Here is a 24868-nt window from a genome sequence, read left to right as displayed (position 1 = left end):
GCAATTATGATCAAAATCCCGTTCTCCGGTGTCTCCTGCCTCCACCCTGTGCGCTCCGTCTGGCGCGGCGCCTGCCTTCCGGCGCGCTCCCTGGCCTGTGGACTGACAATACTCCTGACGCTGCTCCTGGCCCTGGGTGCCTGTTCGCCGCGCCTCAAGGACGGCCCTGTGGCCGATCTGCTCACCCTGCACCAGGATGCCGGGGCCTATCATGGGCTTGATCCGGATACCCTCCTCGTCTCGCAGGAAGCACAGGCCGCGAGCTACACCAGCTTTCTCGACGCCCACTTCGCCCCCTGGGGCAGAACCAAGGCGTTGATCACAGCGGACGAGGCGTACTGGGGTTTTGCCGCCTACGGCAACGCCCGGATATACGGCGAGAACACCCTGCCCCGCGCCCCGGAATGGCTGGAAAACATGCGCGAATACGCCCGCCAGGACCAGTACCCGTCCATGAGCCGCCGGGCCATTGCCGTGACCAACGCCAACATGCGCGTGCTGCCCACGTCCCCCCCCTCGTTCCACGACCCGTCGCGGGCGGGCGAGGGCTTCCCCTTTGACATCATGCAGAATTCGCTGCTCCTGGCCGGAACCCCGCTCCTGGCCACCCACACCAGCGCGGACCGGGCCTGGGTGCTGGTCGAGAGCCGGTTCACCTTCGGCTGGGTCAGGGCCACGGACATCGCCTGGGTGGACGACGGGTTCGAGAAATTCTTCCGCACCGGCAGCTACGGGACAATCACCCGCGACGACGTGCCCGTGCTCGACTGCGACGGCAACTACCGCTTCACCACCCACATCGGCGCCATCCTGCCCATGCTTGAAGGCGGCTTTGGCAACAACGGCATCGCCTTTGTCATCCCGGTGCGCGGCCAGCGCGGCGAGGCCGTGGCCCAGGTGGCCTTCCTGCCCGAATCCGTGGCCCAAAACGCGCCTGTTCCGGCCACGCCCGCCAACTTTACCCGGCTGATCAACGCCATGCTCGGCAGGCCCTACGGCTGGGGCGGCCTCTACGAGGGGCGCGACTGCTCCCAGGCGGTCATGGACCTGATGGCCGCCTTTGGCATCATGCTGCCGCGCAATTCGAGCCCGCAGGCCAAGGTGGGCGAGGTGGTCACTCTGGCCGGGCTCGACCGGCAGTCCAAAAAACAGGTCATCATGGACCGGGCCACGCCATTCCTGACCCTGGTGGGCAAGCCGGGCCACATCATGCTCTACCTCGGCCAGCTGGACGGCGAGCCCGTGGTCTTTCACGCGGTCTGGGGGCTCAAGACCATGACCGGCGACAAGCCCGGACGCAAGATCATCGGCGGCGCGGTCATCACCACCCTGGAGCCGGGGCTGGAATTGCCCACCCTCGCCCGGCCAGAAGGCATCATTCTGGAGACGGTCACCTCCATCAACACCCTGTGCGCCCCGGCCTCCACGGACGGCAAATAACCCGCGCCCGTTTTCCGGCACCCGTTTTTCGGCCTTTGTGCCGGGCAATGTGTGCCGCCCCGGCCTGACGCGGCTGCAATCGGTCAATTTTCCATGTTAATTTCTCCACGGTACGGGGAATGCATGGCCTGGGCATGACACACGCACTCTGCCGATTCGTCCTGCGGGCAGCCCCCCTGGCCCTGCTGTGCGCGGCCCTGCCCGGAGCCCTGAGCGGCTGTCTGGCCGTCAACGCCATGTTCGGCGTGCTCGGACTGGTCGCGCCCGGCCCGATCCAGTACGCAGGCACGGCCTATACCGTGGGCGAATACACCTACCAGTACGCGGTCAACGACAAGACCCCGGACGAGGTGCTGGGCGACAAGTTCGCCTGGCTCATGGGCGACGACGCCGCTGAACCGGGGCAGCCCGACACCGAAATCATGCTGGCACAGGCCGGACCGCCTGATTCCACAGACGCCCCGGCAGTGCAGGCCGCCTTGACACCCCCTGTGTCGCGGACAACGGCCATGCCCTTGCCTGATGCAGCCGTGGTCCTGGCGGCGAACGCTCCATCACCCGATCCCATGGTTATGCCCCTGGCCAGACCTGCCGACAGACCTGCCGACAGACGTGCGGACAGACCTGCCCGGCCAGAAGCAACCACTCGCTCTGTCCCGGCCATGCCGCCTGCCATGGTCGCCGCCGTCAGGCCGGGCCATGTGCCCGATCCCCTGGCCGCCCGGCTCGACCGGATGGAATCCGCCCTGGCCCAGGCCGAGCAGATGTCCCTGCGCGAACCGGACCAGGGCGTGCGCTACGCCGCCTCGGCCTGGGAAGCCGGGCCAGCCGCCAACGGGCGTGACGGACAGGAGCGAGGCGCGGGCGTCAGCGGCGCGTGGGCCATCCGCCACCCGGTCATGCAGCCCCTGCCCGGCACGTTCGGCCCGCTGCCCATGGCTGCGGGCGACGCCATCCAGCCTGCGGCCTGATCCGGCCACAAGCCGAGCCGCGCCGCCCGGCAGCGGTCATGAGTCTCAGTGTTCCACGCAGTCCGGCCCAGGGGCCAGGGGGGGCCGCTCCAGATGGCGGTCCCGCTGCTCGCGCATCCACGCCCGCAGATCCTCGGGCAGGGCGCGCCAGGTGCCCTTGATACCCCGCTTCCAGGCAGGCAGGCCATGGACCCGGACCAGGAGGTGCATGTTCTTTGGGTTTTCGCCCACGGCCAGACAGATGTCCTTGGCCCCTTTCAGACAGATGAAGTCCATGCTCACCCCTCCCCCTGCGTTCTGCTGATGGTCAGTTCGAATCCGTCAAGGCCGTCGCACCGGGCCATGAAGGCCCCGAAGGCCGCCCCGGAATCGAGCACGCCGCGCACCCGGCCCAGTGCGCCGTAGCGCGAGCCAAGCAACACGCAGCCGTTGGTGTCGGCGGCCACGTTGCCCTGGTGAAAGAGGATGTGCGTGCGCCCTGGCACGCCAGTCACCTCAAAGGTGGGGCCAAAGCGCGGCGAACGCACCCGGCGGCAATTGTACCGCCCGGCCGGGATGCAGGAGATGTCCGGTGCATTGTTCCGATCCGGCGGTTCCAGGGTCAGGCAGAAAACCTGGCCGCCATGGCAGAGCGCGCCAAAGGTTCCGGCCTCGTTGCTTTCCAATCGTATAAGTTCAAATTTGTCAGTCACATAGTCCTCCGTTTGCGGGTTTCCCCTCAGGCATGAACAGAAGCAATGTAGACAACTGACAACATTCAAGTCAACATTTTTTGCCAGACAGCTTTAGACATTTATCAAATTTCGTGTATATGTATGCGTAACTTCGCATCATTCAAAGGGGATGCTCATGGGATTCACCGAAGACGTGCGGGAGGCGCTCCTCAGCCGGATAGGCCGGGGCAAGCGGTACCCGAACAACAAGCGCATGGCCGACGAACTGGGCATCGACCCGTCGCAGCTCAACCGATTCCTCAAGCAGGAGCGTGGGCTCAACGCGGATTCGCTGGGCCACATCCTGGACCGCATCGGCGTGTCGCTGGTCTTTGGCGACGAGCCTGCGGACGCGGCCAGGGAGGTCTGCTTCCGCCTGCCGGAAAAGACCCAGGCCATTGGCGCGCCCGATCCGCAGCCGGACGACTATCTGGCCGTGCCCCTGGCCAGCTCGCCCGTGGCCGCCGGGCCGGGCCTGATTCCCGAAGACAAGGTGGAGGGCTGGGTGCTCGTCTGGCGGCACCAGGAGTCCATCCGCTTCCGGTCCAACCTGGTGGCTGTCGAGATCGGCAAGAACGAGCTGTCCATGGTCCCCACCCTGCACCCCGGCGACATCGTCCTGGTGGACCGCAACGACCGCGATCCAAGCCCGGCGGGCAAGATCATGCTCGTCTGCGAACCCGGCCCCGAGGGCGGCACCATGGTCAAGCGGGTCAACACCAAGCGGCTCGACGGCGACCTCGAACTGATCTTCTACTCGGACAACAGCCGCGACTTCCCCCCTGTCACCTACCGGCTGGGGCGCGACTACGACGACGACATCACCCGCGCCATCGGCGGCAACGTGGTCTGGGCGTGGAGCGACATGACCAGGAAATAGCCGTCAGGCTTCGGAGACAATCATGCAGTTTGCCATTCGACATATTTCGCTCTGCGCCCTGTGCCTGCTGATCCTGGCCGCGCCCGGCCTCGCGGCCCCGGCATCAGACCCGATACGACCCCTGGCTGTGGCCCTGGGCGGCACGGACCCTGCCGCGCGCAACGAGGCCGCAGCCCGGATCAGGGCCATGGGACTGGCCGCCATGGCCGGGCTGACCGATACGGTGCGCACCGGCTCCGCTGCCGAGCGGCGCGGCGCGGCCCTGGGCCTTGGGCTGCTGCCCGCGCCGGAACTGGCCGGGGATGCCATCCTCGCTGCCCTGGCCGACCCGGATATGGCCGTGCGCAGCATGGGTGCCCATTCCGCTGCCGTGGCCGGGCCGCCCCTGGCTCCCAGGCTCGTGGACCTGTTGAGCGACCCCGATGCCCGGACACGCGACGCCGCAGCCTACGCTTTGAGCCTCATGGGCGCGCGGGCCGTTCCGGCCCTGGCCGACGGACTGACCGCCGCCGATCCCTTTGCCCGGTCCAAGGCGGCCTGGATGTTGGGCCACATGGGGGATGCGGCCCAGCCCGCCGTCCCGGCCCTGATCCGCGCCCTGGACATTGACGACCCGCGCGTGGTCCATGTGGTGGCCGAGGCCATCGACCTCATCGGGCCGCCGCCCGCCCTGGTCTGGCACCACCTCATGCTCCTGGGCGCCCGGCCCACCGGCTTTCCCCTGGCCCGGATGGGCTCTGGCGCCGCGCCCGTGCTGGTCCAGCTCCTGGACCGCCCCGGTACGCCCCTGGCCCAGATCGCCTTCCGCGCCCTGCTGGCAATCGGGCCGGATGCGGCCCCGGCCCTGTACCGCGCCGTGGAGACAGGCACGCCCAGCCAGCGCACCGGCGCGGCCCTGCTCCTGTCCGACATAGACCCGGACTCGGTCCTGACCCTGCCCGACGACCTGCGTCTGTCCCTGTCCGGGGCCAGACATGACCAATAGAAAGGGAGACTCCATGCCAAAACTCGTCTACGCCCTGGTCTGCGCCGATCTGATCATCGACCGCGACTCCAGCAGCACCTCCTTCATCCGCACCGTGGAACACGCCGTGGTCCCCTCGCTCCCCGCCGTGCTCCCGCCCGTGTTTTTCGCCAGCCTGTGGGACCTGGAGGGCAACGAGAACCGCCCCTTCACCGTCTCCCTGCGCCTGACCCCGCCCCAGGGCAAGGGCACCATCCTCGGCGTGCAGGAGCTCACACCGGGCGCGACCATGCTGCACAAGATGAACTTCCAGCTGCCCGGCCTCAAGGTGGCCGCCGAAGGCCGCCACACCATATCCGCCGCCATCAAGACCGAGGATGGATGGAAAACCCTGGCCAGACTGCCCCTGTTCGTCTTCAAGGCTGCGGACAAGGCCTGACGCGAAGCCGGACCAGCCCGGACCATGCCTGAAATGCGCTGCACAAGGGCCGGTTTCGACAGGTGCTGTCGAAACCGGCCCTTCCTGCTTTGAGTGTCCGGGGAGGTGAAACATTCGCCAAAGACACAACCAATGTCTTACTCGATGCATCGTGCATTGCAGCGTCACACATAATCATTGCAACAACCAATTCTTGCCCTAGCATTGCTTCTTGTTTGCACGCCACAGGCGTCACGTTGAATCAATGCGCACTGCGACGCCCAAAACTTATAATGTTATTTGACCTTTTTTTCAAAGTAAAATAGGCCATTATGTACGAAATTTGTCAGTTTTTGCTGGACATTCGCCAAGACAACTCCTAGGGTGCGCCCATGTTGTCTATAATATCATGCCACCCTATATTGCCGGGCAGGCGCGGGGCGGCAGGATGCAGCGAGGTGGGTGATGCGGATTGCTGTCTTGATTCTTCCGGAAGGGGAAAAGGCCCTACCCAAGGCTGAGGACTTCAGGCGGGCCGGATTCGCGGTCTCGGACGCCGTGGGCAGGCGATCACAGCCGGATGCGCTGCCAGGGCCGGAAAGGGGCGGCGGGCGGCGGACAGAAACGCCGGATGGCCCGATGGGCGTCCGGCCAGGGACCACGGGCCAGCTGTCTGGCCCGGACAAGGGCAGAAGGCCGGACACGCCCTGCACCGACCAGGAAAGGGAGGCGGCCCGGCCCAGGAAAAGCTACTGCACGTCCTCGAAGCCGTCCAACGCCTCGTCCACGCTCATTCCCTCGTGAACCACCCGGTTGAGCACCTGGACCAGCCGCGTGGGGTCGCGGTGCTGGAACACGTTGCGGCCCACAGACAGCCCGGAGCCGCCCGCGTCGATGGAAACCCGGACCATGCTCAGGAAGTCCCTGGTCGAATCGAGCTTGGGACCGCCCGCGATGACCACAGGCACGCAGGCGCACTCGACCACGCGGGCAAAGCTCTCGGCATCGCCGGTGTAGTTGACCTTGACCACGTCCGCGCCCAGCTCGGCCCCGACCCTGGCGCAGTGGGCCACCATCTGCGGGGCGTACTCGTCGCGCACCTTGGGACCACGCGCGTAGACCATGGCCAAGAGCGGCATGCCCCACTCGGCAGCCGAGGCGGCCACCGCGCCGAGATCGGCGAGCATCTGCCCCTCGGTCTCGTCGCCCAGGTTGACATGGACGCTGACGCCGTCCGCGCCCAGGCGGATGGCCTCCTCAACCGTGGTCACCAGCCGTTTGACGTTGGGAAACGGCGACAGGACCGTGCCTGCCGACAGATGGACGATGAGCCCGAAATCGCGCCCCTGCATGCGGTGGCCGAGCTTGACCTGGCCCTTGTGGACCAGCCCAGCATTGGCTCCGCCAGCCACGAGGCTGGTGACGGTGTCGCGCATCTTCTCAAGACCGGGGATGGGGCCGACAGTCACCCCGTGGTCCATGGGCACGATGATGGTGCGACGGGTGTCGCGGTTGAATATCCTCTCCAGTCGAATTGCCTTGCCTATGTGCATCCTGCACCTCTCGCATGATGGGTTCGCGTTGCCGTGCGCATTTCTGCGACATTGTGGTTGACATAATACACTCGTCAGGAAGAGGAAAGGACTATCATGGCCCGGCTCCTGCATCGCATGCACCGGGAAGCAGTCCACGCCCTGGGCCGCGGGGGGGGCCATCGCGGAGGAACAGCGGCACCAGCCTTTTTCACGGGGTTCCCACTTGACCGGCCAGGCCATTCATTTTATTGACTGCGGCGAGAATAATGACCACTATCCGGACGTGTCGATCACGGCCAGGATGCGAGGGACACTCGAGAGAGAGGGACAATGGACGAGACCACCACCTACGAAACCATCTTCATCGCCCGACAGCCCGTCTTCAACACGCACAGCGAGACCTGGGGCTACCTGATGCTTTTCAGGGACAGCCAGGACGCTGACCGGGCCGTGATCTCGGACAACTCCGAGGCGACCATGAATCTCGTGGCCAACCTCCCCCTCTATGGCGGGTTGGGCGGCCAGAACTCCCGCCTGCTCATCCACTTCACCCCGGCGGATGTGATCGCCGGAACTCCCCTGGCCGTGCCCTGGAGCAAGACCGTCATCATCCTCGAAGAGCAGGCCGAGCCTTCCGACGCCCTGCTCGCGGCCCTCAGAAATTTCAAAAGCGACGGTTTTGAACTGGCGGTCAACAACTTCGAGGGCAAGCCCGGCAGCGAGCGGCTGGCCGAGATGGCCGACCTGCTCATGGTGGACATGGCCGACAAGGACGAGGCCGACCTCGCCTATGTCGCGGCCAGAGGCCGCAAGCTCGGCATCACCCGGCTGATGGCCAAGCGCGTGGAGAGCGCCGACGACCTCGCCAGAGCCAGGGAGGCGGGATTCACCCTGTTCCACGGCTTTTTCTTCAAACGCCCGCAGACCGAATCGGGCCGCAAGCTCACCTCCTCGGAGGTCACCCGGCTCAAGCTCTTCGAGATCATCGAGAAGGACGAACCCGATTTCGACTCCCTGGCCCCGGCCATCGAGGCGGACGTGGCCATCAGCTACCGGCTGCTCAACTTTCTCAACTCCGCCAGCTTCAGCTTTGCCGCCACCATCACCTCCATCAGGCAGGCCGTGGTCCTGGCCGGGTGGAAGCCCATCCGCAACTGGCTGCGCCTGATCATCCTGACCGACATGGCCCCCTCGCAGAAGAGCCTGGAGCTGTCCTACCTCTCGGCCCACCGGGCCAAGCTCTTCGAGACAGCGGCCCTGGGCGGCGGCCACGAGGAGGAATCGGACAAGCTCTTCATGCTCGGCCTCTTCTCCCTGCTCGACGCCCTGCTCGACATGAAGATGAAGGATATCGTCAACCACCTGCCCGTGGACGACGCCATCAAGGAAGCCCTGTGCGGCGAGCCCAACCAGTACGCGCCGTGGCTCGCCCTGGCCAAAGCCATCGAAAGCTCGGACTGGGACGCGGTCAGCGCCACGGCCAGCACCCTGGACCTGCTCCCCGGCACCGTGGCCGTCAGCTACCAGCACGCCTTTACCTGGGCCGACTCGTTCTTTTCATCCGGCAACGCGGAAGACCCTGCCCAATAAGGCAATTCCGGCCCCGATAGCGTATCGATACCGTGTGCGGCAGCCGCCTTCGCACAGGGATGCCCGCGTGCCGGGCGGGCCTGTCCAGCGGTTCCGGGTTCCTCGGGGCGGCTCTGGATCGGCCCTATCGCGTTGCCCGGACCGGTCAGGCCAGCGGAGGCGAAACGACCATGAACCGGCGTGAATTCCTGGCAGCCCTTGGCGTGGTGGCCGCGTGGAGTCCGTGGCGGATCGTCCCGGCCCTGGCCGCTCCACGCATCAAGGCCCCTGCTCCTGTCCGTGATCCGATTCTTGACCCCGTTCATGACCCTACCCGGTTCGTGGCCGGAGCGCGCTACGCCGTGACCGGCACGCTCATCCGGGGCGACAGCGGGCCGCCGCAGCCGGACATGGCCGTGCTGGTGGCCCATGGCCGCATCGAGGCGATCCTTGCGGCCACGGACCCGGACCGGGCCAGGGCCGTGGCCTCTGTCCCGGTTCTGGCCGTTCCGGGCGCGACCATCCTGCCCGGCATCGTCAACTGCCATGTCCATGGTCTCCACGCCTCGAACGAGCGCCGGGAACGCTACCTCGTCAACGGGGTGACCTCCATCGGCGATGCGGCCTCGCCCCTGTCCGCCCTGCCCCTGCTCCTCGATTCCCCATCCGGACGCACAGCCACGGCAGCCTGCGCCGGACCCATGCTCTGCCCGCCCGGCGGCTATCCCCTGACGGTCCACAGCCCTGACCACGGCCTGACCGTCGCCTCGCCGCATCAGGCCAGGGAGCGCGTCCGGCAATTGGCCGACGCCGGGGTCAACACGGTCAAGTTCGCCTTTGAGCCCGGTCCGAACGTCCGCCCGTGGCCCCTGTTCGACGCGGCCACGGCCCGCGCCATCTGCGACGAGGCGCGCAGGCTCGGCCTGACAACCCGCTGCCATGTGGAGGATTGCGGCGGACTGGAACCAGCCCTGGATGCCGGAGCCCAGACCGTGGAGCATGTCCCCCACCGCTGGATCACGGCGAACGGCCCTTGCCCGGTGCTGACTGCGGGCGAACACCCGGAGCCGGTCCCGCACCTCCTGCGCCTGCTTGAGCGCATGGCTCGCGAAAAGATCATCATGACCCCCACTCTCGACGTGCTGACGCGCTCCCTGTGGAACGGCCCGGCCCTGTTCGCCACGGTGCGCGCCTTTGCGGCCATGGGCGGCCGCATCGCCCTGGGCAACGACCACCCCTACCGGCGCACCGGGGCGGGCATGCCCCTGCGCGAGATGGATCTGCTGCGCCAGGCCGGGCTGACCATGACGGCAATCATCGGCGCGGCCACCCGGACCTCGGCCCTGGCCTGCAACCTCGCTGACCGGGGCGCCATCGAGCCGGGCATGGCCGCAGACCTGCTCCTGGTCCGCGGCGACCTCGCAGCTGGCCTGCACCCCCTGGCCGCGCCCCTGTGCGTGATCAAGGACGGCAGGATCGCCGCCCCGCTGGCCGGGCAAGGCTGAGCCCGCCCGGTCGCGCACTCCCGCATCACCCTGATACCCACGAGACCGAACGCCAGACGGCCTCAACCACGTTCGCAGCCCCTCTACAGCAGAGGGGGCCATGTCAACATGAGTTGTTTTAAACACATTCATTCGACATACTACAGCAAAATACTACAATAAAATGAATATATTATAATCTTCAATAACAGTCTTTACAAAAGACATGGATAGGAAAATGTTTGCCTCTAATCAGTAATCTTTTACCCGTTGGAGGCATCGTGTTTAAGAATTTGAAGCTTGGAGTGAAACTTGGATTGGGATTCGGTGTGCTCATAGCCATCGCCGCAATCCTGGGCGGGATTGCCGTCCTGAATATGCAACAGGTCGGACATGAATCACGGGAACTTGCTGAAGAATACGTCCCTGAAGTGTCCATGGCCAACGACCTTGAACGCGCGGCCATGATGACCATGTACGCCATGCGCGGCTACGCCTTTAGCGAAGATGCGGAATACTGGAACCAGGGGGAAAAGGAGCTCGCCCTTGTGCGCGAGAGCCTGGCAAAGGCCAAGGCGCATGCCGAGAAGCACCCCAACCTGGTCCAACTCAAAGAGGACGTTGCCGAGGCCCAGGAGGGCGTGAACAAGTACACCGTCCTGGCAAATAAGACCGCTGAAATCATTGCAGCCATGGCCGCCAACCGGTCCGAGATGAATGCGGCAGCCGGCGAGTACATGCAAAACTGCAACGACTTTCTGGACAGCCAGAATCAGGCCATGGAGAACGAAGTCTTCGAGGGGCTCCCCGCGTCCAAACTGGTGGAGCGCCTTGAAAAAATAACTCTCGTCAACACCATCATCAGTTTGGGCAACGACGCTCGCGTCAAGAACTTCCAGGCGCAAGCCACCAGTGATCCGGAACTCATGCGCCTGGCGATGCAGAATTTCCCGAAGATGAACGAGGCCTTCGCCGCCTTGTCCAAAACCACGCGCGCATCGGCAAACATCCAGCAGATCAAAAACACCCAGGAGGCCGCCGCACGATACGGCTCCGCGATGGAGCGTTATCTGGAATACTCCCTGACGCTCCAGAGAATCAACGGGGAACGCACCGTGGCCGGAAACGAGGTCCTCGACGCCGCAAAGGGAACCGCCACGGCAGGCGTGGCCGCCACCCAGGCGCGGGCCAACGAAGCCATGGACAGCCTGAACTCCGCGTCTTCGATCATGATCGTCGGCCTGATCATCGCCCTGATTGTCGGCGTGGTCGTTGCCTTCCTCCTGACCCGCATCATCACCCGTCCCGTGCTCGCAGGGGTGACCTTTGCCCAGGGCATGAGCGAAGGGGATTTCACGACCATGCTGGATATCGATCAGAATGACGAGATCGGCACCCTGGCAAAGGCGCTCAATGAAATGGTCACAAAGCTTCGCGGCGTGGTGCGCGATGTCCAGGGTGCCACGGACAATGTGGCCAGCGGCAGCGAAGAACTCTCGGCAGCGGCGCAGACCCTGTCCCAGGGCGCCACGGAGCAGGCAGCCGCCATTGAAGAGGTTTCCTCGTCAATGGAGCAGATGACCTCGAACATCAGCCAGAACGCCCACAACGCGCAGGAGACCGAAAGGATCGCGACAGCCTCCGCCGAGGACGCGCGCAAAAGCGGCGCTGCCGTGGCCGAGGCGGTCGGGGCCATGACCAATATCGCCGAGAAGATCTCCATCATCGAGGAGATCGCCCGGCAGACCAACCTGCTCGCGCTCAACGCGGCCATCGAGGCCGCCAGGGCAGGAGAGCACGGCAAGGGGTTTGCCGTGGTGGCGGCGGAGGTCAGGAAGCTGGCAGAGCGGAGCGGACAGGCCGCAGGGGAGATCAGCGAACTCTCCGGAAGCACTGTTGGCGCGGCCAAGCAGGCGCGCACAATGCTGGACAACCTGGTGCCGAGCATAGAAAAGACAGCGCAACTGGTGCAGGAGATCGCCGCGGCCAGCAACGAGCAAAACGCCGGTGCCGTGCAGATCAATCAGGCCATAAGCCAACTGGACACGGTCATCCAGCAGAATGCGTCCGCCTCCGAGGAGATGGCTTCGACCAGCGAGGAGCTGGCCGGGCAAGGAGAGCAGATGCAACAGACCATGGGCTTCTTCAAGATCGGTTCCAACGGAAACGGGCCGCGCCGGCCCCGTCAGGTGGTCACGCGCGCGCCCATGAAGGCATTGCCCAACACCAAGGGACAGGCCAAGGCACCTGCCGGAGACTCACGAGGTGCCGCATTGGACATGACCTCCGACAGTGAACACGAATTCGAACGGTTCTAAGGAGGGGTCATGACCAGAACAGACAATTCCACTCACAGCCAGTATCTGACCTTTTCCCTTGGCAGGGAGGTATTCGCCCTCGACATCAGCAAGGTCAGGGAAGTCCTTGAAATAACCCCGGCGTCCGGGATTCCGGGGACGCCGGACCATCTGCGCGGCGTCATCAACCTGCGCGGCCACGCCGTGCCGGTCATCGAGATGCGCTCGAAACTCGGCATGGAGCGGATCGACGACACGGTTGACACCTGCGTGATCATCCTTGAGGTCACCCTGGACAATGAAACCCACATCCTGGGGGCGCTTGTGGATTCGGTGCGGGAGGTGTTCGAAATGCAGGAGCAGGACATCGAGCCTGTGCCCAAGATGGGTGCCGCCATCAATGTCGAGTACATCAACGGCATGGGTCGGCAGGGGGATCAATTCATCATCATCGTTGATGTCGATGCGGTCTTCTCTCAAGTGCGGATGCCAAGCATGGCCGAGTCAGGGAACGCCAGCCCGGAACTGGCCGCGTAGCCTCAGGAGCGCGACGGACCGTGGCATTGCCCGACATCCCTCCACACAACAAAACCCGGCCCGCCATCCTCTGGATGGCGGGCCGGTTCATGTGTGAGCCGGGGCAAGGTGCGATCAGCCGCGCAGATCCTTGTTGCCTTCCACCAGATCGGTGACCACGCTCGGATCGGCCAGGGTGGAGGTGTCGCCGAAGTCGCTTGAGCCCTCGACGATCTTGCGCAGCACCCGGCGCATGATCTTGCCCGAGCGCGTCTTGGGCAGGCCGTCGGCGAACTGGATGAATTCGGGGGTGGCAATGGGACCGATCTCCTTGCGCACCCAGACCTTGAGGGCCTTCATGATCTCGTCGGAGGGCTCGATGCCCGCCTTGAGGGTGACGTAGGCGTAGATGGTCTCGCCCTTGATGTCGTGGGGCATGCCGACCACGGCAGCCTCGGTCACGTCCGGGTGGGCCACCAGGGCGGATTCGATCTCCGCGGTGCCCATGCGGTGGCCCGAAACGTTGATGACATCGTCCAGACGGCCCATGATCCAGAAGTAGCCGTCGGTGTCCACACGCGCGCCGTCGCCCGCCTCGTAGGCGCCGGGGAATCCGGCGAAGTAGGTGGTCTTGTAGCGGCCCGGGTCGCCGTACACGCTACGGAGCATGCCGGGCCACGGCCTGTCGATGATCAGGTGGCCGCCCTCGTTGGGCTCGGCCTGGGTGCCGTCGCGGCGCACGATCTTGGCCGAGATGCCGGGCAGGGGCAGGGTGGCCGAGCCGGGCTTGAGCGGTGTGGCGTAGGGCATGGCCGAGATCATGATGCCGCCGGTCTCGGTCTGCCACCAGGTGTCCACGATGGGCAATTTGCCGCCGCCGATGGCCGAGTGGTACCACAGCCACGCCTCGGGGTTGATGGGCTCGCCCACGCTGCCGAGCAGGCGCAGGGAGGAGAGGTCGTAGTGCTTGGTCCACTCGTCGCCCTCGCGCATCAGGGAGCGGATGACCGTGGGCGCGGTGTAGAAAATGTTGACCTTGAACTTGTCCACGATGCGCCAGAAGCGATCGGGCCTAGGATAGCTCGGCACGCCCTCGAACATGACCGAGGTGGCGCCAAGCGCCAGCGGACCGTAGACGATGTAGGAATGGCCGGTGATCCAGCCAACATCGGCGGTGCACCAGTAAACATCGTCGTCCTTGACGTCGAAGACGTACTGGGTGGTGTGGGCCGTATAGGTCAGGTAGCCGCCGGTGGTGTGCAGCACGCCCTTGGGCTTGCCGGTGGAGCCGGAGGTGTAGAGGATGAACAGCGGATCTTCGGCGTCCATCTCCTCACAGGGGCATTCGCCCGTGATGTCGTCGGCGCTGACCTCGTCGTGCCACCAGGAGTCGCGGCCCTCGACCATGGTGATGTCGTTGCCGCCGCGCCGGACCACGACGCACTGCTCGATGCTCGGGCAGCTCTTGAGGGCTTCGTCCGCATTGGGCTTGAGGGGGATGGTCTTGCCCGCGCGCAGCACGGCGTCGGCAGTGACCAGCACCTTGGCCGCGCTGTCGTCGATGCGCGACTGCAGGGCCACGGCAGAGAATCCGGCAAAGACGATGGAGTGGACCGCGCCCAGCCGGGTGCAGGCGAGCATGGCAATGGCCAGCTCCGGGATCATGGGCATGTACAGGGCCACGCGGTCGCCGCGCTTGACGCCCTTTTTCTTGAGCACGTTGGCGAAGCGGCAGACCTCGGTGTGCAGCATCTGGTAGGTGTAGACCTTGACATCCGCCTCGGGCTCGCCCTGCCAGATGAGGGCGGCCTTGTTGCGGCGGCCATCGGTCAGGTGCCGGTCAAGGCAGTTGTACGAGACATTGGTCGTGCCGCCTGAGAACCACTTGAACTGCGGGGTGTCGTAGTCCGCCTCAAGCACGGTGTCGAACTCGGAAAACCAGGTGATCAGTTCCTTGGCCCGCTCGCCCCAGTAGCCGTCTGGGTCTTCCAGGGCGCGCTTGTGGGCGGCGTGGTAGTCGTCCATGCTCCTGATCCAGGCCTGGGGCTGCATGGAGGCGTCGGGGTTGAAAATCAGTCCGTCCTTTTGCAAACTCTCGATCTTTTTCTCTGCGCTCATGTGCTTCTCCTGACTGTCCGTTGAACTGCGGCGAAAGAGGGCGGCAAGGACGGCCCGCTGGCCGTGGCGTCCTGCCTGTGAGCTACCATGTATAGGATCGCTCGGGCAACCGTGACCGATTTTAGGTGAACGGTCCGAATCCGCCCGGTGAACGGCAGACCCGCCACCACACTAGTCATCCCCGGCCCCGGCCCAGGCTCCGGCCAGTGAACGCAACAAAGCGCAACGGCATGACCCGTTGCGCCTCATGTCGCCCCGCATGGGGGCATGCCCGCCCTCTCCCGGCGAAGGCTAGAAATCGGCCAGGCTGTTGCCGAACCCCTGGGCGCTGGTGCCGCCGCCCGAAACCTGGCCCTCCAGTTCGAGCTGCTCCTGCTGCGCCTTGAGCAACTGGTCGTTGAGCTGCATCAACTGGGCCTGCTTGGCCTGAATCTGCTGCTGCTTCTGTTTTTCCGGCAGGTCGGATTCCTCAAGCTCGTCGATCTCCTCCTCCAGCTTCTCGATCTGCTTCTCCAGGCTGCTGATGAGCTGCTCCTGGGTGGATTTGCTGTCGCTGTCCTTGCTGTCGGATTCCGTCTCCTCGCTCTTGACCGCCGCGGCCAGGGCGCGGGCCTCCTGGGAGATGACCACGGTGTCGCCCTGCTGCTCCGGCGCCTTGGAGGCCTGGGCCGTCTCCTCGGTGGTTTTCTGGGTTGCGGGCGCTGTCTTGATGTCCAGAGCCTCGTTGAATTGCGAAGCCTGCTGGGTCAGGCCGAGTTCGATAACCATGAACGATGCCTCCTTTGCGTGAACGGTGTCCCTCGAAGGACTTATCGGCAGGATCGGCGAAATACTTGAGGCGGTTTGTGGCGACAAGGCTGTTGCGCCGCAGGGTCAAAAAAAGGTACCGTCCGGGAGACCCAGCGCATCCACTTCACGCGAGGAGCCACATGAGCGTCATCAATCTGGAATATCTCTTCAAGCCCCGCTCCGTCGCGGTCATCGGCGCCACCAACGACCCGCGCAACGCGGGCAACATCGTCATGCGCAACCTCATGGCCGGCGGCTTCATGGGCCCGGTCATGCCGGTGTCCGACACGGCAGAGGCCATCGCGGGCGTGCTCACCTACCCTTCGGTCAAGATGCTGCCCAAGACGCCGGACCTGGCCGTGGTCTGCTCGCCGCTCGACGAAGTCCCGGAGATCATCCACTCCCTCAAGGAAGGCGGCACCCGCGGCGCGGTGCTCATGGGCTCCGGCTTTTCCGGCATGTCAAAGGAGGAGCGGCTCGACATCAAGGCCACCATCCTCAAGATCGCCAACCCGCCGGACATCCGCATCCTCGGGCCAAAGTCCCTGGGTTTCATGGTCCCCTCCCTCAACCTCAACGCCTCGCTGGCCCACGCCAACGCCACGCCGGGCAAGGTGGCCTTCATCTCCCAGTCCGATTCGCTCTTTGCCACGGTCCTTGACTGGGCCCTGGCCAAGGGAGTCGGATTCTCGCACATGGTTGCCCTGGGCAGCCGCATCGACGTCTCCTTTGCCGACATCCTCGACTACCTCGCCTCAGACCCGCTGACCCGCTCCATCATGCTCTATGTGGAATCCATCAAGGACGCGCGCGCGTTCATGTCCGCGGCACGCGCCGCCTCGCGCAACAAGCCGGTGCTGGTCATCCGCCCAGGCCAGGCGCTCGACACCGTGCTGGACGAACACAAGGCGTGGGAGAGCGGCGACCACCGGCTGGGCGACGCCATCTACGATGTGGCCTTCAGACGCGCGGGCATGCTGCGGGTGGAGAACATCGACGGCCTGTTCGACGCGGCCCAGACCCTGGGCACGCCCAAGCACGTCTATGGCCGGAAACTGGCCATCCTGACCAACGGCACCAGCGCGGGCATTCTGGCCGCCGACAGGCTGCTGGCGGGCGGGGGCGAGCTGGCCGGGCTGGCCGACGAGACCGTGACCGCCATCGACGCCCTGCTGGGCGAGGAGAACTGGTCGCGCTCCAATCCGGTGGGCATCCCCTTTGACGCCGACGGCAAGGCGTATGGCGAGGTGGTCAAGCTGCTGCTCAAGGACAAGGGGTCAAACGGCATCCTGGTCATGCATGTGCCCTGGACGGCCCAGCCCGACCTCGAAGTGGCCACGGCCCTGCGCGACGCGCTCAAGCGGTCGCAGCGCATGGTCCTCACAGCCTGGCTCGGCTCAGGCGCAGCGGTCCAGTCGCGCGAGATATTCAGCAAGGCGGGCATCCCCACCTACGACACGCCCACCCATGCCGTGCGCGCCTTCCTCTACATGGCCGAGTATCAGCAGAACCAGGAGCTGCTCATCGAGACGCCGGACTCGCTACCCACGGATTTCTTCCCGGACACCCTCAGGGCCAGGGACATCGTCCAGCACGCCCTGGACAAGGGGCGCACCAGCCTGACCGAGCCGGAGGCCAAGGACACCCTGGCCGCCTACGGCATCCCGGTGGTGGAGACGCGCATCGCCCGCTCGGCCAAGGAGGCGGTCATCGCCGCCGACGAGCTGGGCTATCCCGTGGCCATCAAGCTGCGCAGCCCGCAGATCCCCCAGCCCTTTGACATGGGCGGGGTGCTCCTCGACCTGGAGACCCCGGAGCGCGTCTGGGAGGGCGCGGCCTCCATCCTGGCCCGGGCCACCCGCGAGCGGCCCGACGCCTACATCGAGGGCTTCACGGTCCAGAAGATGGGGCGCAGGCCTGGCGCGCACGAGCTGGCCGTCTCCGCCGAGGTGGACCCGGTCTTCGGCCCGGTGCTCCTCTTCGGCCATGGCGGCATGGCCCGCGAGATGATCCAGGACACGGCCCTGACCCTGCCGCCGCTCTCCATGAGCCTGGCCCGCGAGCTGGTGGGCCGCACGCGCATCTCGGCCCTGCTCAAGGGCACGCCGTCGCACCCGCCCGCCGACATCGACGACATCTCCCTGACCCTGATCCAGCTCTCGCAGCTCATCGTGGACGTGCCCCAGATCGCGTCCATAGACATCAACCCCCTGTACGCGGACAGCGAGGGCGTGCTCGCCCTGGGCGGCAAGATCACCATCGCCCCCTTTGAGGGCGATGGCGAGCGGCGGCTGGCCATCCGCCCCTATCCGCGCGAGCTGGAGGAGTGCGTCTCCCTCAAGAGTGGCCGCCATGTGACCATCCGGCCCATCCGGCCAGAGGACGAATCCACCCACCGCGTGTTCCTCTCCAACCTGACCGACGAGGACCTGCGCCTGCGCTTCTTCGGCGTGGTCCAGCGTGATTTCGACCACAAGGACATCGCCCGCTTCACCCAGATCGACTACGACCGCGAGATGGCCTTCATCGCCACGGCCCAGGACCCGCGCGGCGAGCCCGAAACCCTGGGCGTCATGCGCACCAACACCCGGCCCGACAACAGCGAGGCCGAGTTCGCCATCGTGGTCCGCTCGGACCAGAAGGGCGAGGGCCTTGGCAGCCTGCTCTTTTTCAAGGGCATCCGCTACACCAAGGACAGGCGCACCAGACAGCTCACGGGCCAGACCATGCTCGAAAACAAGGCCATGCAGGGGCTGGCCCGCAAGTTCGGCTTTGTCATCACGCCCGACCCCCACGACGAGGATCTGGTGGACATGACCCTGGACATGGACACGGTCAAGGAATAGCCCGTGGCCCGCCCGCAGGAAAATCCAAGTCTGCCGCCCGTGGTCCATCACACGGGCCTTGAGTGGACCGGCGGCGCCACGCGCGTGGCCCGGCTGCTCGCCGAGGGCATGGCCCCATCAGACGTGACTGCCCGGCTGACCTGCGAGGTGGGCGAATCCGAAATCCATCGGCAGGAGTCGCTCCTGGCCGCCTCGGTAATCGCGCCGGACCAGTTCGGCCTGCAACTGGCCCCGGACGAGATGGCGCATGTCCACTGCACCGGCGACTGGCCCGGCCTGCTCGGCTCCATCCCGGAAGGCAGCCGGGTGGTCATAACCCTGCACGACTGCGAGCTGTTCACCGGCGGCTGCCCCTATCCCCTCGGCTGCCCTGTCCTGGAACAGGGATGCCTTGGCCCGTGCCCCCGCGCCTTTGCCGACAGCGACCGGGTGCGCAGGCACAAGCACCAACTGCTGCACCGGCTGGACCCGACGCTGGCGGCCCCCTCGCGCTGGCTGGCCCGGCTGGCGCGAACCCACCTGCACCAGCCCGTGGCAGTCATTCCCAACGGCATCCCCTGGCCCGACCGGCCCATGCCCCGCCGCGAGGCGCGCGCCCGGCTGGGCATCCTCCCGGCGGCCCGGATGGCCGTGTTCGCGGCCCACGGCGGCCAGGGCGCGGCCTACAAGTCCGGGGGCGACTGGCGCGCCCTGTGGCAGGCGGTCAAGGCGCGCGTGCCCAAGGCCCTCTGTTTTGCCGTGGGCGGCGACAGCGAGGGGCGCGAGGACGATCTGGTCATCTGGCCCTATGTGGAACGCGAGCGCCTCGCCCTGCTCATGGCCGCGGCAGACACGCTCCTCTACCCGACCCTGGCCGACAACCACTCCCTGGTCATCCTCGAAGCCATGGCCCAGGGGTTGCCCGTGGTGGCCTACGCCGTGGGCGGAGTGCCGGAGCAGGTCTCCCACGACGCCACCGGCCTGCTGGTGGAGCCGGGGAACAGCGATGCCTTTGTCGAGGCCGCAGCCGCGCTCCTGAACGACCCGGCCCGCTGCCGCGAGCTGGGGACAAATGCCTTTGCCGCTGGCCGCAGGCGGTTCTCCGTAGCACGCATGGTCACCGATTATCTCAGGATCTACCGGCAGCTTCAGGAACCGCGCCCGGCCCGGAGCACCCCATGAGCCGCGCCGCCATCCTCTTCCTCGCCTACCTGCCTTACTATCTCAATGATTTCGTCAATATCTTCGTCGCGGACTACACCGCCTGGGTGCTCATCGACTATGCCCTGCGCCTGGCGGTGATCGGCTTTCTCCTGTGCATGCTCCGGCGCGGCGCGCTGACCCGCGACGCGCTGGGCCTCACCCTTCCGCCAGTCACGGACTTTGTCCTGTGGACCGTGGCCACCTCGGCGGCGGCCATGGCCTTTCTCTGGCTCTCGGAGTTCGTGCTCGCGCCGTACTTTCCGCCCGGCGCGCTGGGCGACGTGCCGCTCGACACGGCCTCGCCCCTGTTTCGTTTCGACGCCACAGCCGGGCTGGTCCTGGTGGCCGTGAGCGAGGAAATGGTCTGCCGGGGCCTGACCCTGAGCGTGCTGCGCCCCCGCCTCTCCATCCCGGCCCTGTATGCGGTCTCCGCGCTCCTCTTCTCGCTCATGCACTGGTCCCTTTCGGCCCATACCCTGACGGACGCCCTTGTCTACGGCCTCATCCTCGTGCCCGCCACCCTGGCCACCGGCTCCATCTGGCCGTCCGTCCTGGTCCACTTTCTGGTGAATTTTGTTCTCTACCATTTGTAGCGGGGTCGTACCCGCACCTGTTCCCTGGCTGCCCGCCCCATGCGGGAGCAATGCCAGACTGACGAAAAAGATGTGGCCTTTAGCCGATGCCGGGGGTATAGAGGTTTCCGGTTTTGTCGATAAGACTGGCTCCGGGAGGGACGCACGCCCCTCTCCTTTCACATTGCGAGGTGATCCCCATGGGTCTGTTCAAGAAGAAGAAAAGCGAACACACGGAACTCAATGCCTTTCTGGGTGTGGGCACCGAATACCGCGGCAAGCTCGACTTTGTGGGCACCGTGCGCATCGATGGCCGCTTTGAGGGCGAAATTTCCACGGACGGGGACCTGATCCTGGGCCGCAAGGCAACGGTCACGGGAACCGTCAGGGTCGGCAGGCTGACCTCCTGTGGCCGCATCGAAGGCGATGTGACGGTCAAGGAGCACGCCGTGCTTGAAAAGACCTCGGTACTGACCGGCACCCTAAACACGCCGGTACTCGAAGTGGAGCGCGGTGCCATCGTCGAGGGCAACATCGTCATGACCGGGGGCGCACCCGCCCGACAGAAGGTGGTTTCCGCCGACTTTGGCGGCAAGGGTGCCCAGACGGATGCAACGGCGGATATCCCGGTCGCCAGAACCGGCTCCGATGACTCAAGCATGTAAGGAATGGTGAGGATATGTTTGAAGTGGTGATCGAACGCAACGGCGTGGAAAAAATCGTCTTCTCCGCCGAGAGCAGACGCATTGTGGAGCTGGTCCTCCAGCGGCACATCCGCTCGCTTACCGCCGGAACGGCCTTCATCCGCGAGGCGGCCCTGACCGGCAAATAACCCGTCAGAACTGATGATTTTGCGGCGTCTCCGGACGCCATGGAAAAGGGCCGCGTAAGCGGCCCTTTTCTCAGAGTATTGACACAGTCCCCTCTGACAGGCTGTTGAGAAAGGTTCGAGTGCTAGGCGCGAAAAAAAGGCAAAGCCGACGCGTATACACAATACGCGAGGGTTTGCCTTTTTTGAAGCAACGACGCAATCGGGCCTTTGTCAACAGCCATGGAAAAGGGCCGCTTACGCGGCCCTTTTCTGTTGGGGGTTCACTGAGGAGGAGGTTTGAAACTGCGTTCAAGGAGGTGTGGTATATGCTTAAAACCGCTTGGCTCCGGATTTCGGACGCCGGGTGGAGTGGGGGCTACTTGCCCGGACAACCACCGGAACCAGGGTCTTGAAGCCGTCGTCTGTCTCATCATCCCCGTCCCGGATGCCGGGGGTGGCATCCGGGGGGGTGAGGAGGGACCGCCGCAACAACGCGGCGATCAGGATGAGGAGAGAGAATGTGGCTACGGTCTGCATGCCATCCTTAAAGCACGACCCGTGCCAAAAAAATTTCTCTTTTAATCCAAACGATTGTACTTTGTTGCTGATGCAACTTTTGTGCAACGCGCAATCCTCTGCACACATTTCGTGCGCATTGTTGCACATTGCGACCCAGCCTGGAGGCGCGCTGGCAAAAAAGGAGGGAATGTCGGCCCCGGAAGACGGGGTGAGATCGGCTGCTCAGGCCAACAGGGCGTAGACCGTGCCGACCAGGACGAGGCTGACCACGCGCAGGGCCTGATTGCAGACGATGAGCTTCATGGCCATGCGCGGCCTGAAAATGCCCGCGTAGTAGGGAAACTGGTGACGAAAGGCGCGCATGGGCGAGGACAGGACATTGCCGAGCATCAGGGCCAGGACCACCTGGGGCTGGGTCAGCCCGGCGTCGGTGATGAGCGCGCTGGCCACGGCCAGTCCGGCGGTGAACTCGGCAGCCATGTGAAAGACGACGATGGACAGGGCCTCGGGCGGCAGGAACGAGAACAGCCCCACCTGCCCGGCCAGAAGGTCTTCGAGCCAGGCGAAAAGACCCGCCTGCTTGAGCAGGAAAAAGACGGTGTAGATGGGCGCGGTCAGGTAGAGCACCTTGGGCAGCCGCTTGAGGAACCGCCGCCACGTCTTGCGCAGGGCCGAGCCCCGGTCGCGCTTGGCTTCGGCCTCATCCAGGCGGCAAGGCAGGCACCCCTCTGGCACGGGCGGCAGCAGAAACCGGCCCGCGGCCACGATGGCCCCGGTGCGCAGCACGGCGGCCAGGGCCGTCAGCCCCACATAGACCGCCGCCGTGGCCCCGATGAACGGGGCGGCGATGAAAAACACGGTGGGCAGATGCAGGAAATAGGTGGGCAGGCTGTTGAAGAGGTTGGAGAGCATCAGCTCGCGGTCGCTGATGGTCCCCTTTTCATGGGCCTCGGAGAGCATGGTATTGGCCGTGACACCCGAGAAGAAGGCCATGGAGAAGCTGGCGGCGGACACGTCCTTGAGCCGGGCGCGTCGGGCCAGCGGATCGGCCAGCCGGGCCGCGTGGCGGGTCCAGTGCAGCGATTCGATGAGGTTGCCGACAAACAGGCCGAGACTGATGAAGAAGGTCAGCCGCATGAGCGGCCAGAGCAGGCCGTGCCAGAGCACGGGCCACGACAGGTCGAGCACCATCTATCTCTTCTTCTTGACCTTGATCTTGCGGACCTGGGCCACCTGATCCTCGGGCATGTACAGGGTGTTCTTGTCGCCGGGGAAGCGGCCCCGGCGCACGTCGTCGCAATACTGGGCCAGGGCCTGGCGCGACGCCTCGCCCAGTTCGGCGTAGCAGCGCACGAACCTGGGCACGAAGCGGTCAAAGAGTCCGAGCACGTCGTGATAGACGAGAATCTGGCCGTCGGTCACCTCGCCCGCGCCGATGCCGATGGTCGGGATGGTCAGGGCCTCGGTGATCAGTTGGGCGCACTCCACGGGCATGGCTTCAAGGACCACGCTGAAGGCTCCGGCCTCTTCCACGGCCTGGGCGTCGTCGATGAGGGCGCGCGCGGCCTCGGCTGATTTTCCCTGGGCCTTGAACCCGCCGAACCGGGCGATGTGCTGCGGGGTCAGCCCCACATGGCCCATGACCGGAACGCCCGCCTCCACCAGGGCGCGGATCTGCGGAGCCACTGCCACGCCGCCCTCCAGCTTGACCGCCCTGGCGCGGCCCTGGGCCATGAGGCGGCCCGCGTTCTTGAGGGCGCGCTCCACGGTGCAAAAGGACATGAAGGGCATGTCGGCCACAAGCAGGGCGCGTTTGACGCCCCGGCTGGCGGCCAGGGTGTGGTGGACCATCTCGTCCATGGTCACGGACAGGGTGTCCTCATGGCCGAGCACGACCATGGCCAGGGAGTCGCCCACCAGGACGATGTCCACGCCCGCACCGTCGGCGATCATGCCAGACGAGTAGTCATAGGCGGTGATGCAGCAGATCTTGTCCTGGCCCTTGCGGGCCATGATGTCCGGGGCGGTGACAGGAGCTGCGGGAGCGGCCTTGACCGGCGGGGTGTCGGGTGCTGTGTTCATGCCTGGGACAGTATGAAGCCCGCATGGCGGCGTCAAGGGGCGGGGGAGAATAATGCCGCCAGCACCCTGCCGGGCGCAGGCGGCAGGACCGGCCTCAATGCGACCGGGCCGGGCGGAAATATCTCCGCCCGGCCCGGCCTGGAATGACGGTGAGCCCCACCCCTACATGGGGGCGAGACTCTGCAAAACCCAGATGACCCGACCCACGGTGCGCTCGCCCATTTCCGAGGCGGGGATGGTCAGGTCCGTGTATTTCTCGTTGTCCGCCTTGAGCAGGAAGGTGTCGCCCTGCATGAAGACGCGGCGGATGGTCAGCCCCTGATGGGGGAAGTGCACGGCGCAGAGGTCGCCGTCCGGATGCTCGCGCTGGTCGCGGTCAATGCCCACGAACGCGGCGCGGCCGATGACCGGCTCCATGGCCGCGGAATCGACCTTGACCACCTGGAGTTTCGGGCGGCAGAAGGACTCGGGAACCGACAGCTCCTCGATGGGATTGGGCTCCCAGCTGGCCTTCTCCTTGTCGGCCCCGGCCATGGTCGAGACCGGGACAACACGACCGCGCGAGTTCATGCGGCCATAGGGGGCCGGGGTTTCGCGCAGCAGGGTGTCGGCGGGAATCTTGGCCTTGGCCGCGTTGATGTAGACCGGCTCCACGCCCTCGGACAGCCAGTCAGGGTCAAGCCCGTGGCTGCGGTAGAGCTTCAGAAACCACTCGGCGGGGATGGAGCAGCGCCGTTTGGCGTCGCTGATGGAACTTTGGCGCACATCCAGCACCTCGGCCAGCTGCACCTGGGTGCGCGCGCCGGTCGCCTTCTTGATCCGCTCCAGAGCTTCCTCAAACCATTTCAACTGTGCTTCGTCGCAGTGACGTTTCTTTTTCGGCATTGTGGCTCCTTTTGGCCTGCGGCTATGTGCTTATAGCCAGTAGATGTCACATCCCCACTTCGTCAACCATGATTTTGATCACGGCCTCGCAAACGCGGAGAGGATTTACAGGTTCATCTATGATATAATAGGACTTGCCTGGGGAAAGGCAATATCGGCACCATCTATATTTTTCGCCTTGGGGGAAATAGTCCCGCACAACTTGGGAAAAACTCCCGGTTCTGTCAAGCCGTATCTGACCAGCCCAGGTCCACAAAGGGGAAGGACACGGCCCGCA

The 24868-nt window shown here is 65.3% G+C and carries 22 protein-coding genes; 14 read left to right on the top strand and 8 right to left on the bottom strand.

Annotation, left to right across the window (positions count from 1 at the left end; all coding sequences use genetic code 11):
- Positions 1 to 6: 6 nt before the first annotated feature.
- Both DAES_RS01050 and DAES_RS01045 read left to right on the top strand, forming a co-directional pair.
- On the top strand, positions 7 to 1440 hold the full coding sequence (locus DAES_RS01050; protein ID WP_013513179.1) for an SH3 domain-containing protein: 1434 nt from the start codon (positions 7 to 9) through the stop codon (positions 1438 to 1440).
- A 134-nt stretch (positions 1441 to 1574) separates the two neighbouring features.
- A complete protein-coding gene (locus tag DAES_RS01045) occupies positions 1575 to 2411 on the top strand; it encodes a hypothetical protein (RefSeq protein WP_013513178.1) in 837 nt (278 codons plus the stop codon).
- 45 nt (positions 2412 to 2456) lie between these two features.
- Here DAES_RS01045 and DAES_RS01040 read toward each other — a convergent pair whose 3' ends face one another.
- Positions 2457 to 2687 carry a hypothetical protein gene (locus DAES_RS01040; RefSeq protein ID WP_013513177.1) on the bottom strand — a complete coding sequence of 77 codons (231 nt, stop codon included), beginning with the start codon at positions 2685 to 2687 and terminating at the stop codon, positions 2457 to 2459.
- A gap of 2 nt (positions 2688 to 2689) precedes the next feature.
- Positions 2690 to 3103 carry a DUF5675 family protein gene (locus DAES_RS01035; RefSeq protein ID WP_013513176.1) on the bottom strand — a complete coding sequence of 138 codons (414 nt, stop codon included), beginning with the start codon at positions 3101 to 3103 and terminating at the stop codon, positions 2690 to 2692.
- 157 nt (positions 3104 to 3260) lie between these two features.
- On the opposite strand from DAES_RS01035, the gene DAES_RS01030 reads away from it, so the two are divergent.
- The 3 genes from DAES_RS01030 to DAES_RS01020 are packed head-to-tail and all read left to right on the top strand — an operon-like array spanning position 3261 to position 5407.
- The gene (locus tag DAES_RS01030) at positions 3261 to 4004 is read left to right on the top strand and encodes a S24 family peptidase (protein ID WP_013513175.1); all 744 of its coding nucleotides are present in this window, start codon (positions 3261 to 3263) and stop codon (positions 4002 to 4004) included.
- 22 nt (positions 4005 to 4026) lie between these two features.
- Positions 4027 to 4989, top strand: coding sequence for a HEAT repeat domain-containing protein (locus DAES_RS01025; RefSeq protein WP_013513174.1), 963 nt, complete (start codon positions 4027 to 4029; stop codon positions 4987 to 4989).
- A 13-nt stretch (positions 4990 to 5002) separates the two neighbouring features.
- A complete protein-coding gene (locus DAES_RS01020; RefSeq protein ID WP_013513173.1) occupies positions 5003 to 5407 on the top strand; it encodes a hypothetical protein in 405 nt (134 codons plus the stop codon).
- A 728-nt stretch (positions 5408 to 6135) separates the two neighbouring features.
- On the opposite strand, the gene DAES_RS01015 is transcribed toward DAES_RS01020, so the two are convergent.
- Entirely contained in the window at positions 6136 to 6939 is an 804-nt protein-coding gene (locus DAES_RS01015) for a 2-amino-3,7-dideoxy-D-threo-hept-6-ulosonate synthase (protein WP_013513171.1), read from the bottom strand.
- A 312-nt stretch (positions 6940 to 7251) separates the two neighbouring features.
- On the opposite strand from DAES_RS01015, the gene DAES_RS01010 reads away from it, so the two are divergent.
- The 4 genes from DAES_RS01010 to DAES_RS00995 all read left to right on the top strand — a co-directional run bounded on the left by DAES_RS01010 (position 7252) and on the right by DAES_RS00995 (position 12808).
- Complete coding sequence (locus tag DAES_RS01010; RefSeq protein ID WP_013513170.1) at positions 7252 to 8511, top strand: EAL and HDOD domain-containing protein; 1260 nt, start codon at positions 7252 to 7254, stop codon at positions 8509 to 8511.
- A gap of 170 nt (positions 8512 to 8681) precedes the next feature.
- A complete protein-coding gene (locus DAES_RS01005) occupies positions 8682 to 9995 on the top strand; it encodes an amidohydrolase family protein (RefSeq protein ID WP_013513169.1) in 1314 nt (437 codons plus the stop codon).
- Positions 9996 to 10255: 260 nt separating this feature from the next.
- Complete coding sequence (locus tag DAES_RS01000; protein WP_013513168.1) at positions 10256 to 12292, top strand: HAMP domain-containing methyl-accepting chemotaxis protein; 2037 nt, start codon at positions 10256 to 10258, stop codon at positions 12290 to 12292.
- 9 nt (positions 12293 to 12301) lie between these two features.
- A complete protein-coding gene (locus DAES_RS00995) occupies positions 12302 to 12808 on the top strand; it encodes a chemotaxis protein CheW (protein ID WP_013513167.1) in 507 nt (168 codons plus the stop codon).
- Between the two features lie 114 nt (positions 12809 to 12922).
- Here the strand turns inward: DAES_RS00995 and acs are convergent, their stop codons facing one another.
- Both acs and DAES_RS00985 read right to left on the bottom strand, forming a co-directional pair.
- Complete coding sequence (acs, locus tag DAES_RS00990; protein WP_013513166.1) at positions 12923 to 14905, bottom strand: acetate--CoA ligase; 1983 nt, start codon at positions 14903 to 14905, stop codon at positions 12923 to 12925.
- Between the two features lie 291 nt (positions 14906 to 15196).
- Complete coding sequence (locus tag DAES_RS00985) at positions 15197 to 15673, bottom strand: FlxA-like family protein (protein WP_013513165.1); 477 nt, start codon at positions 15671 to 15673, stop codon at positions 15197 to 15199.
- 161 nt (positions 15674 to 15834) lie between these two features.
- Between DAES_RS00985 and DAES_RS00980 the strand changes: the two genes are divergently transcribed.
- The 5 genes from DAES_RS00980 (at position 15835) to DAES_RS17760 (ending at position 21126) form a co-directional block, all read left to right on the top strand.
- A complete protein-coding gene (locus tag DAES_RS00980) occupies positions 15835 to 18540 on the top strand; it encodes a bifunctional acetate--CoA ligase family protein/GNAT family N-acetyltransferase (RefSeq protein WP_013513164.1) in 2706 nt (901 codons plus the stop codon).
- A gap of 3 nt (positions 18541 to 18543) precedes the next feature.
- The gene (locus tag DAES_RS00975; protein WP_013513163.1) at positions 18544 to 19701 is read left to right on the top strand and encodes a glycosyltransferase; all 1158 of its coding nucleotides are present in this window, start codon (positions 18544 to 18546) and stop codon (positions 19699 to 19701) included.
- Positions 19698 to 20315, top strand: a complete 618-nt coding sequence (locus DAES_RS00970) for a CPBP family intramembrane glutamic endopeptidase (RefSeq protein ID WP_013513162.1) — start codon at positions 19698 to 19700, stop codon at positions 20313 to 20315. Before DAES_RS00975 ends, DAES_RS00970 begins: the two co-directional genes overlap by 4 nt.
- A gap of 179 nt (positions 20316 to 20494) precedes the next feature.
- Entirely contained in the window at positions 20495 to 20959 is a 465-nt protein-coding gene (locus tag DAES_RS00965) for a bactofilin family protein (protein ID WP_013513161.1), read from the top strand.
- Positions 20960 to 20973: 14 nt separating this feature from the next.
- Positions 20974 to 21126 carry a hypothetical protein gene (locus DAES_RS17760; RefSeq protein WP_013513160.1) on the top strand — a complete coding sequence of 51 codons (153 nt, stop codon included), beginning with the start codon at positions 20974 to 20976 and terminating at the stop codon, positions 21124 to 21126.
- Positions 21127 to 21846: 720 nt separating this feature from the next.
- Here the strand turns inward: DAES_RS17760 and DAES_RS00955 are convergent.
- The 3 genes from DAES_RS00955 to DAES_RS00945 form a co-directional block, all read right to left on the bottom strand.
- On the bottom strand, positions 21847 to 22815 hold the full coding sequence (locus tag DAES_RS00955) for a membrane protein (RefSeq protein WP_013513158.1): 969 nt from the start codon (positions 22813 to 22815) through the stop codon (positions 21847 to 21849).
- Positions 22816 to 23706 carry a 3-methyl-2-oxobutanoate hydroxymethyltransferase gene (gene panB, locus DAES_RS00950; protein ID WP_013513157.1) on the bottom strand — a complete coding sequence of 297 codons (891 nt, stop codon included), beginning with the start codon at positions 23704 to 23706 and terminating at the stop codon, positions 22816 to 22818.
- 162 nt (positions 23707 to 23868) lie between these two features.
- Positions 23869 to 24591 (bottom strand): LexA family transcriptional regulator, encoded by a 723-nt coding sequence (locus tag DAES_RS00945; protein ID WP_013513156.1) that lies wholly within the window; start codon positions 24589 to 24591, stop codon positions 23869 to 23871.
- Between the last annotated feature and the right edge of the window lie 277 nt (positions 24592 to 24868).

The organism is Pseudodesulfovibrio aespoeensis Aspo-2 (assembly GCF_000176915.2).
Taxonomy (GTDB): Bacteria; Desulfobacterota; Desulfovibrionia; order Desulfovibrionales; family Desulfovibrionaceae; genus Pseudodesulfovibrio; species Pseudodesulfovibrio aespoeensis.
This window is presented reverse-complemented; position numbering and strand designations above follow the sequence as displayed.

What these genes read in the sequence shown, in the direction of transcription:
- DAES_RS01050 (WP_013513179.1), top strand. Translation starts at nt 7, where the DNA reads ATGATCAAAATCCCGTTCTCCGGTGTCTCCTGCCTCCACCCTGTGCGC.
- DAES_RS01045 (WP_013513178.1), top strand. Translation starts at nt 1,575, where the DNA reads ATGACACACGCACTCTGCCGATTCGTCCTGCGGGCAGCCCCCCTGGCC.
- DAES_RS01040 (WP_013513177.1), bottom strand. Translation starts at nt 2,687, where the DNA reads ATGGACTTCATCTGTCTGAAAGGGGCCAAGGACATCTGTCTGGCCGTG.
- DAES_RS01030 (WP_013513175.1), top strand. Translation starts at nt 3,261, where the DNA reads ATGGGATTCACCGAAGACGTGCGGGAGGCGCTCCTCAGCCGGATAGGC.
- DAES_RS01025 (WP_013513174.1), top strand. Translation starts at nt 4,027, where the DNA reads ATGCAGTTTGCCATTCGACATATTTCGCTCTGCGCCCTGTGCCTGCTG.
- DAES_RS01020 (WP_013513173.1), top strand. Translation starts at nt 5,003, where the DNA reads ATGCCAAAACTCGTCTACGCCCTGGTCTGCGCCGATCTGATCATCGAC.
- DAES_RS01015 (WP_013513171.1), bottom strand. Translation starts at nt 6,939, where the DNA reads ATGCACATAGGCAAGGCAATTCGACTGGAGAGGATATTCAACCGCGAC.
- DAES_RS01010 (WP_013513170.1), top strand. Translation starts at nt 7,252, where the DNA reads ATGGACGAGACCACCACCTACGAAACCATCTTCATCGCCCGACAGCCC.
- DAES_RS01005 (WP_013513169.1), top strand. Translation starts at nt 8,682, where the DNA reads ATGAACCGGCGTGAATTCCTGGCAGCCCTTGGCGTGGTGGCCGCGTGG.
- DAES_RS00995 (WP_013513167.1), top strand. Translation starts at nt 12,302, where the DNA reads ATGACCAGAACAGACAATTCCACTCACAGCCAGTATCTGACCTTTTCC.
- acs (WP_013513166.1), bottom strand. Translation starts at nt 14,905, where the DNA reads ATGAGCGCAGAGAAAAAGATCGAGAGTTTGCAAAAGGACGGACTGATT.
- DAES_RS00985 (WP_013513165.1), bottom strand. Translation starts at nt 15,673, where the DNA reads ATGGTTATCGAACTCGGCCTGACCCAGCAGGCTTCGCAATTCAACGAG.
- DAES_RS00980 (WP_013513164.1), top strand. Translation starts at nt 15,835, where the DNA reads ATGAGCGTCATCAATCTGGAATATCTCTTCAAGCCCCGCTCCGTCGCG.
- DAES_RS00970 (WP_013513162.1), top strand. Translation starts at nt 19,698, where the DNA reads ATGAGCCGCGCCGCCATCCTCTTCCTCGCCTACCTGCCTTACTATCTC.
- DAES_RS00965 (WP_013513161.1), top strand. Translation starts at nt 20,495, where the DNA reads ATGGGTCTGTTCAAGAAGAAGAAAAGCGAACACACGGAACTCAATGCC.
- DAES_RS17760 (WP_013513160.1), top strand. Translation starts at nt 20,974, where the DNA reads ATGTTTGAAGTGGTGATCGAACGCAACGGCGTGGAAAAAATCGTCTTC.
- DAES_RS00955 (WP_013513158.1), bottom strand. Translation starts at nt 22,815, where the DNA reads ATGGTGCTCGACCTGTCGTGGCCCGTGCTCTGGCACGGCCTGCTCTGG.
- panB (WP_013513157.1), bottom strand. Translation starts at nt 23,706, where the DNA reads ATGAACACAGCACCCGACACCCCGCCGGTCAAGGCCGCTCCCGCAGCT.
- DAES_RS00945 (WP_013513156.1), bottom strand. Translation starts at nt 24,591, where the DNA reads ATGCCGAAAAAGAAACGTCACTGCGACGAAGCACAGTTGAAATGGTTT.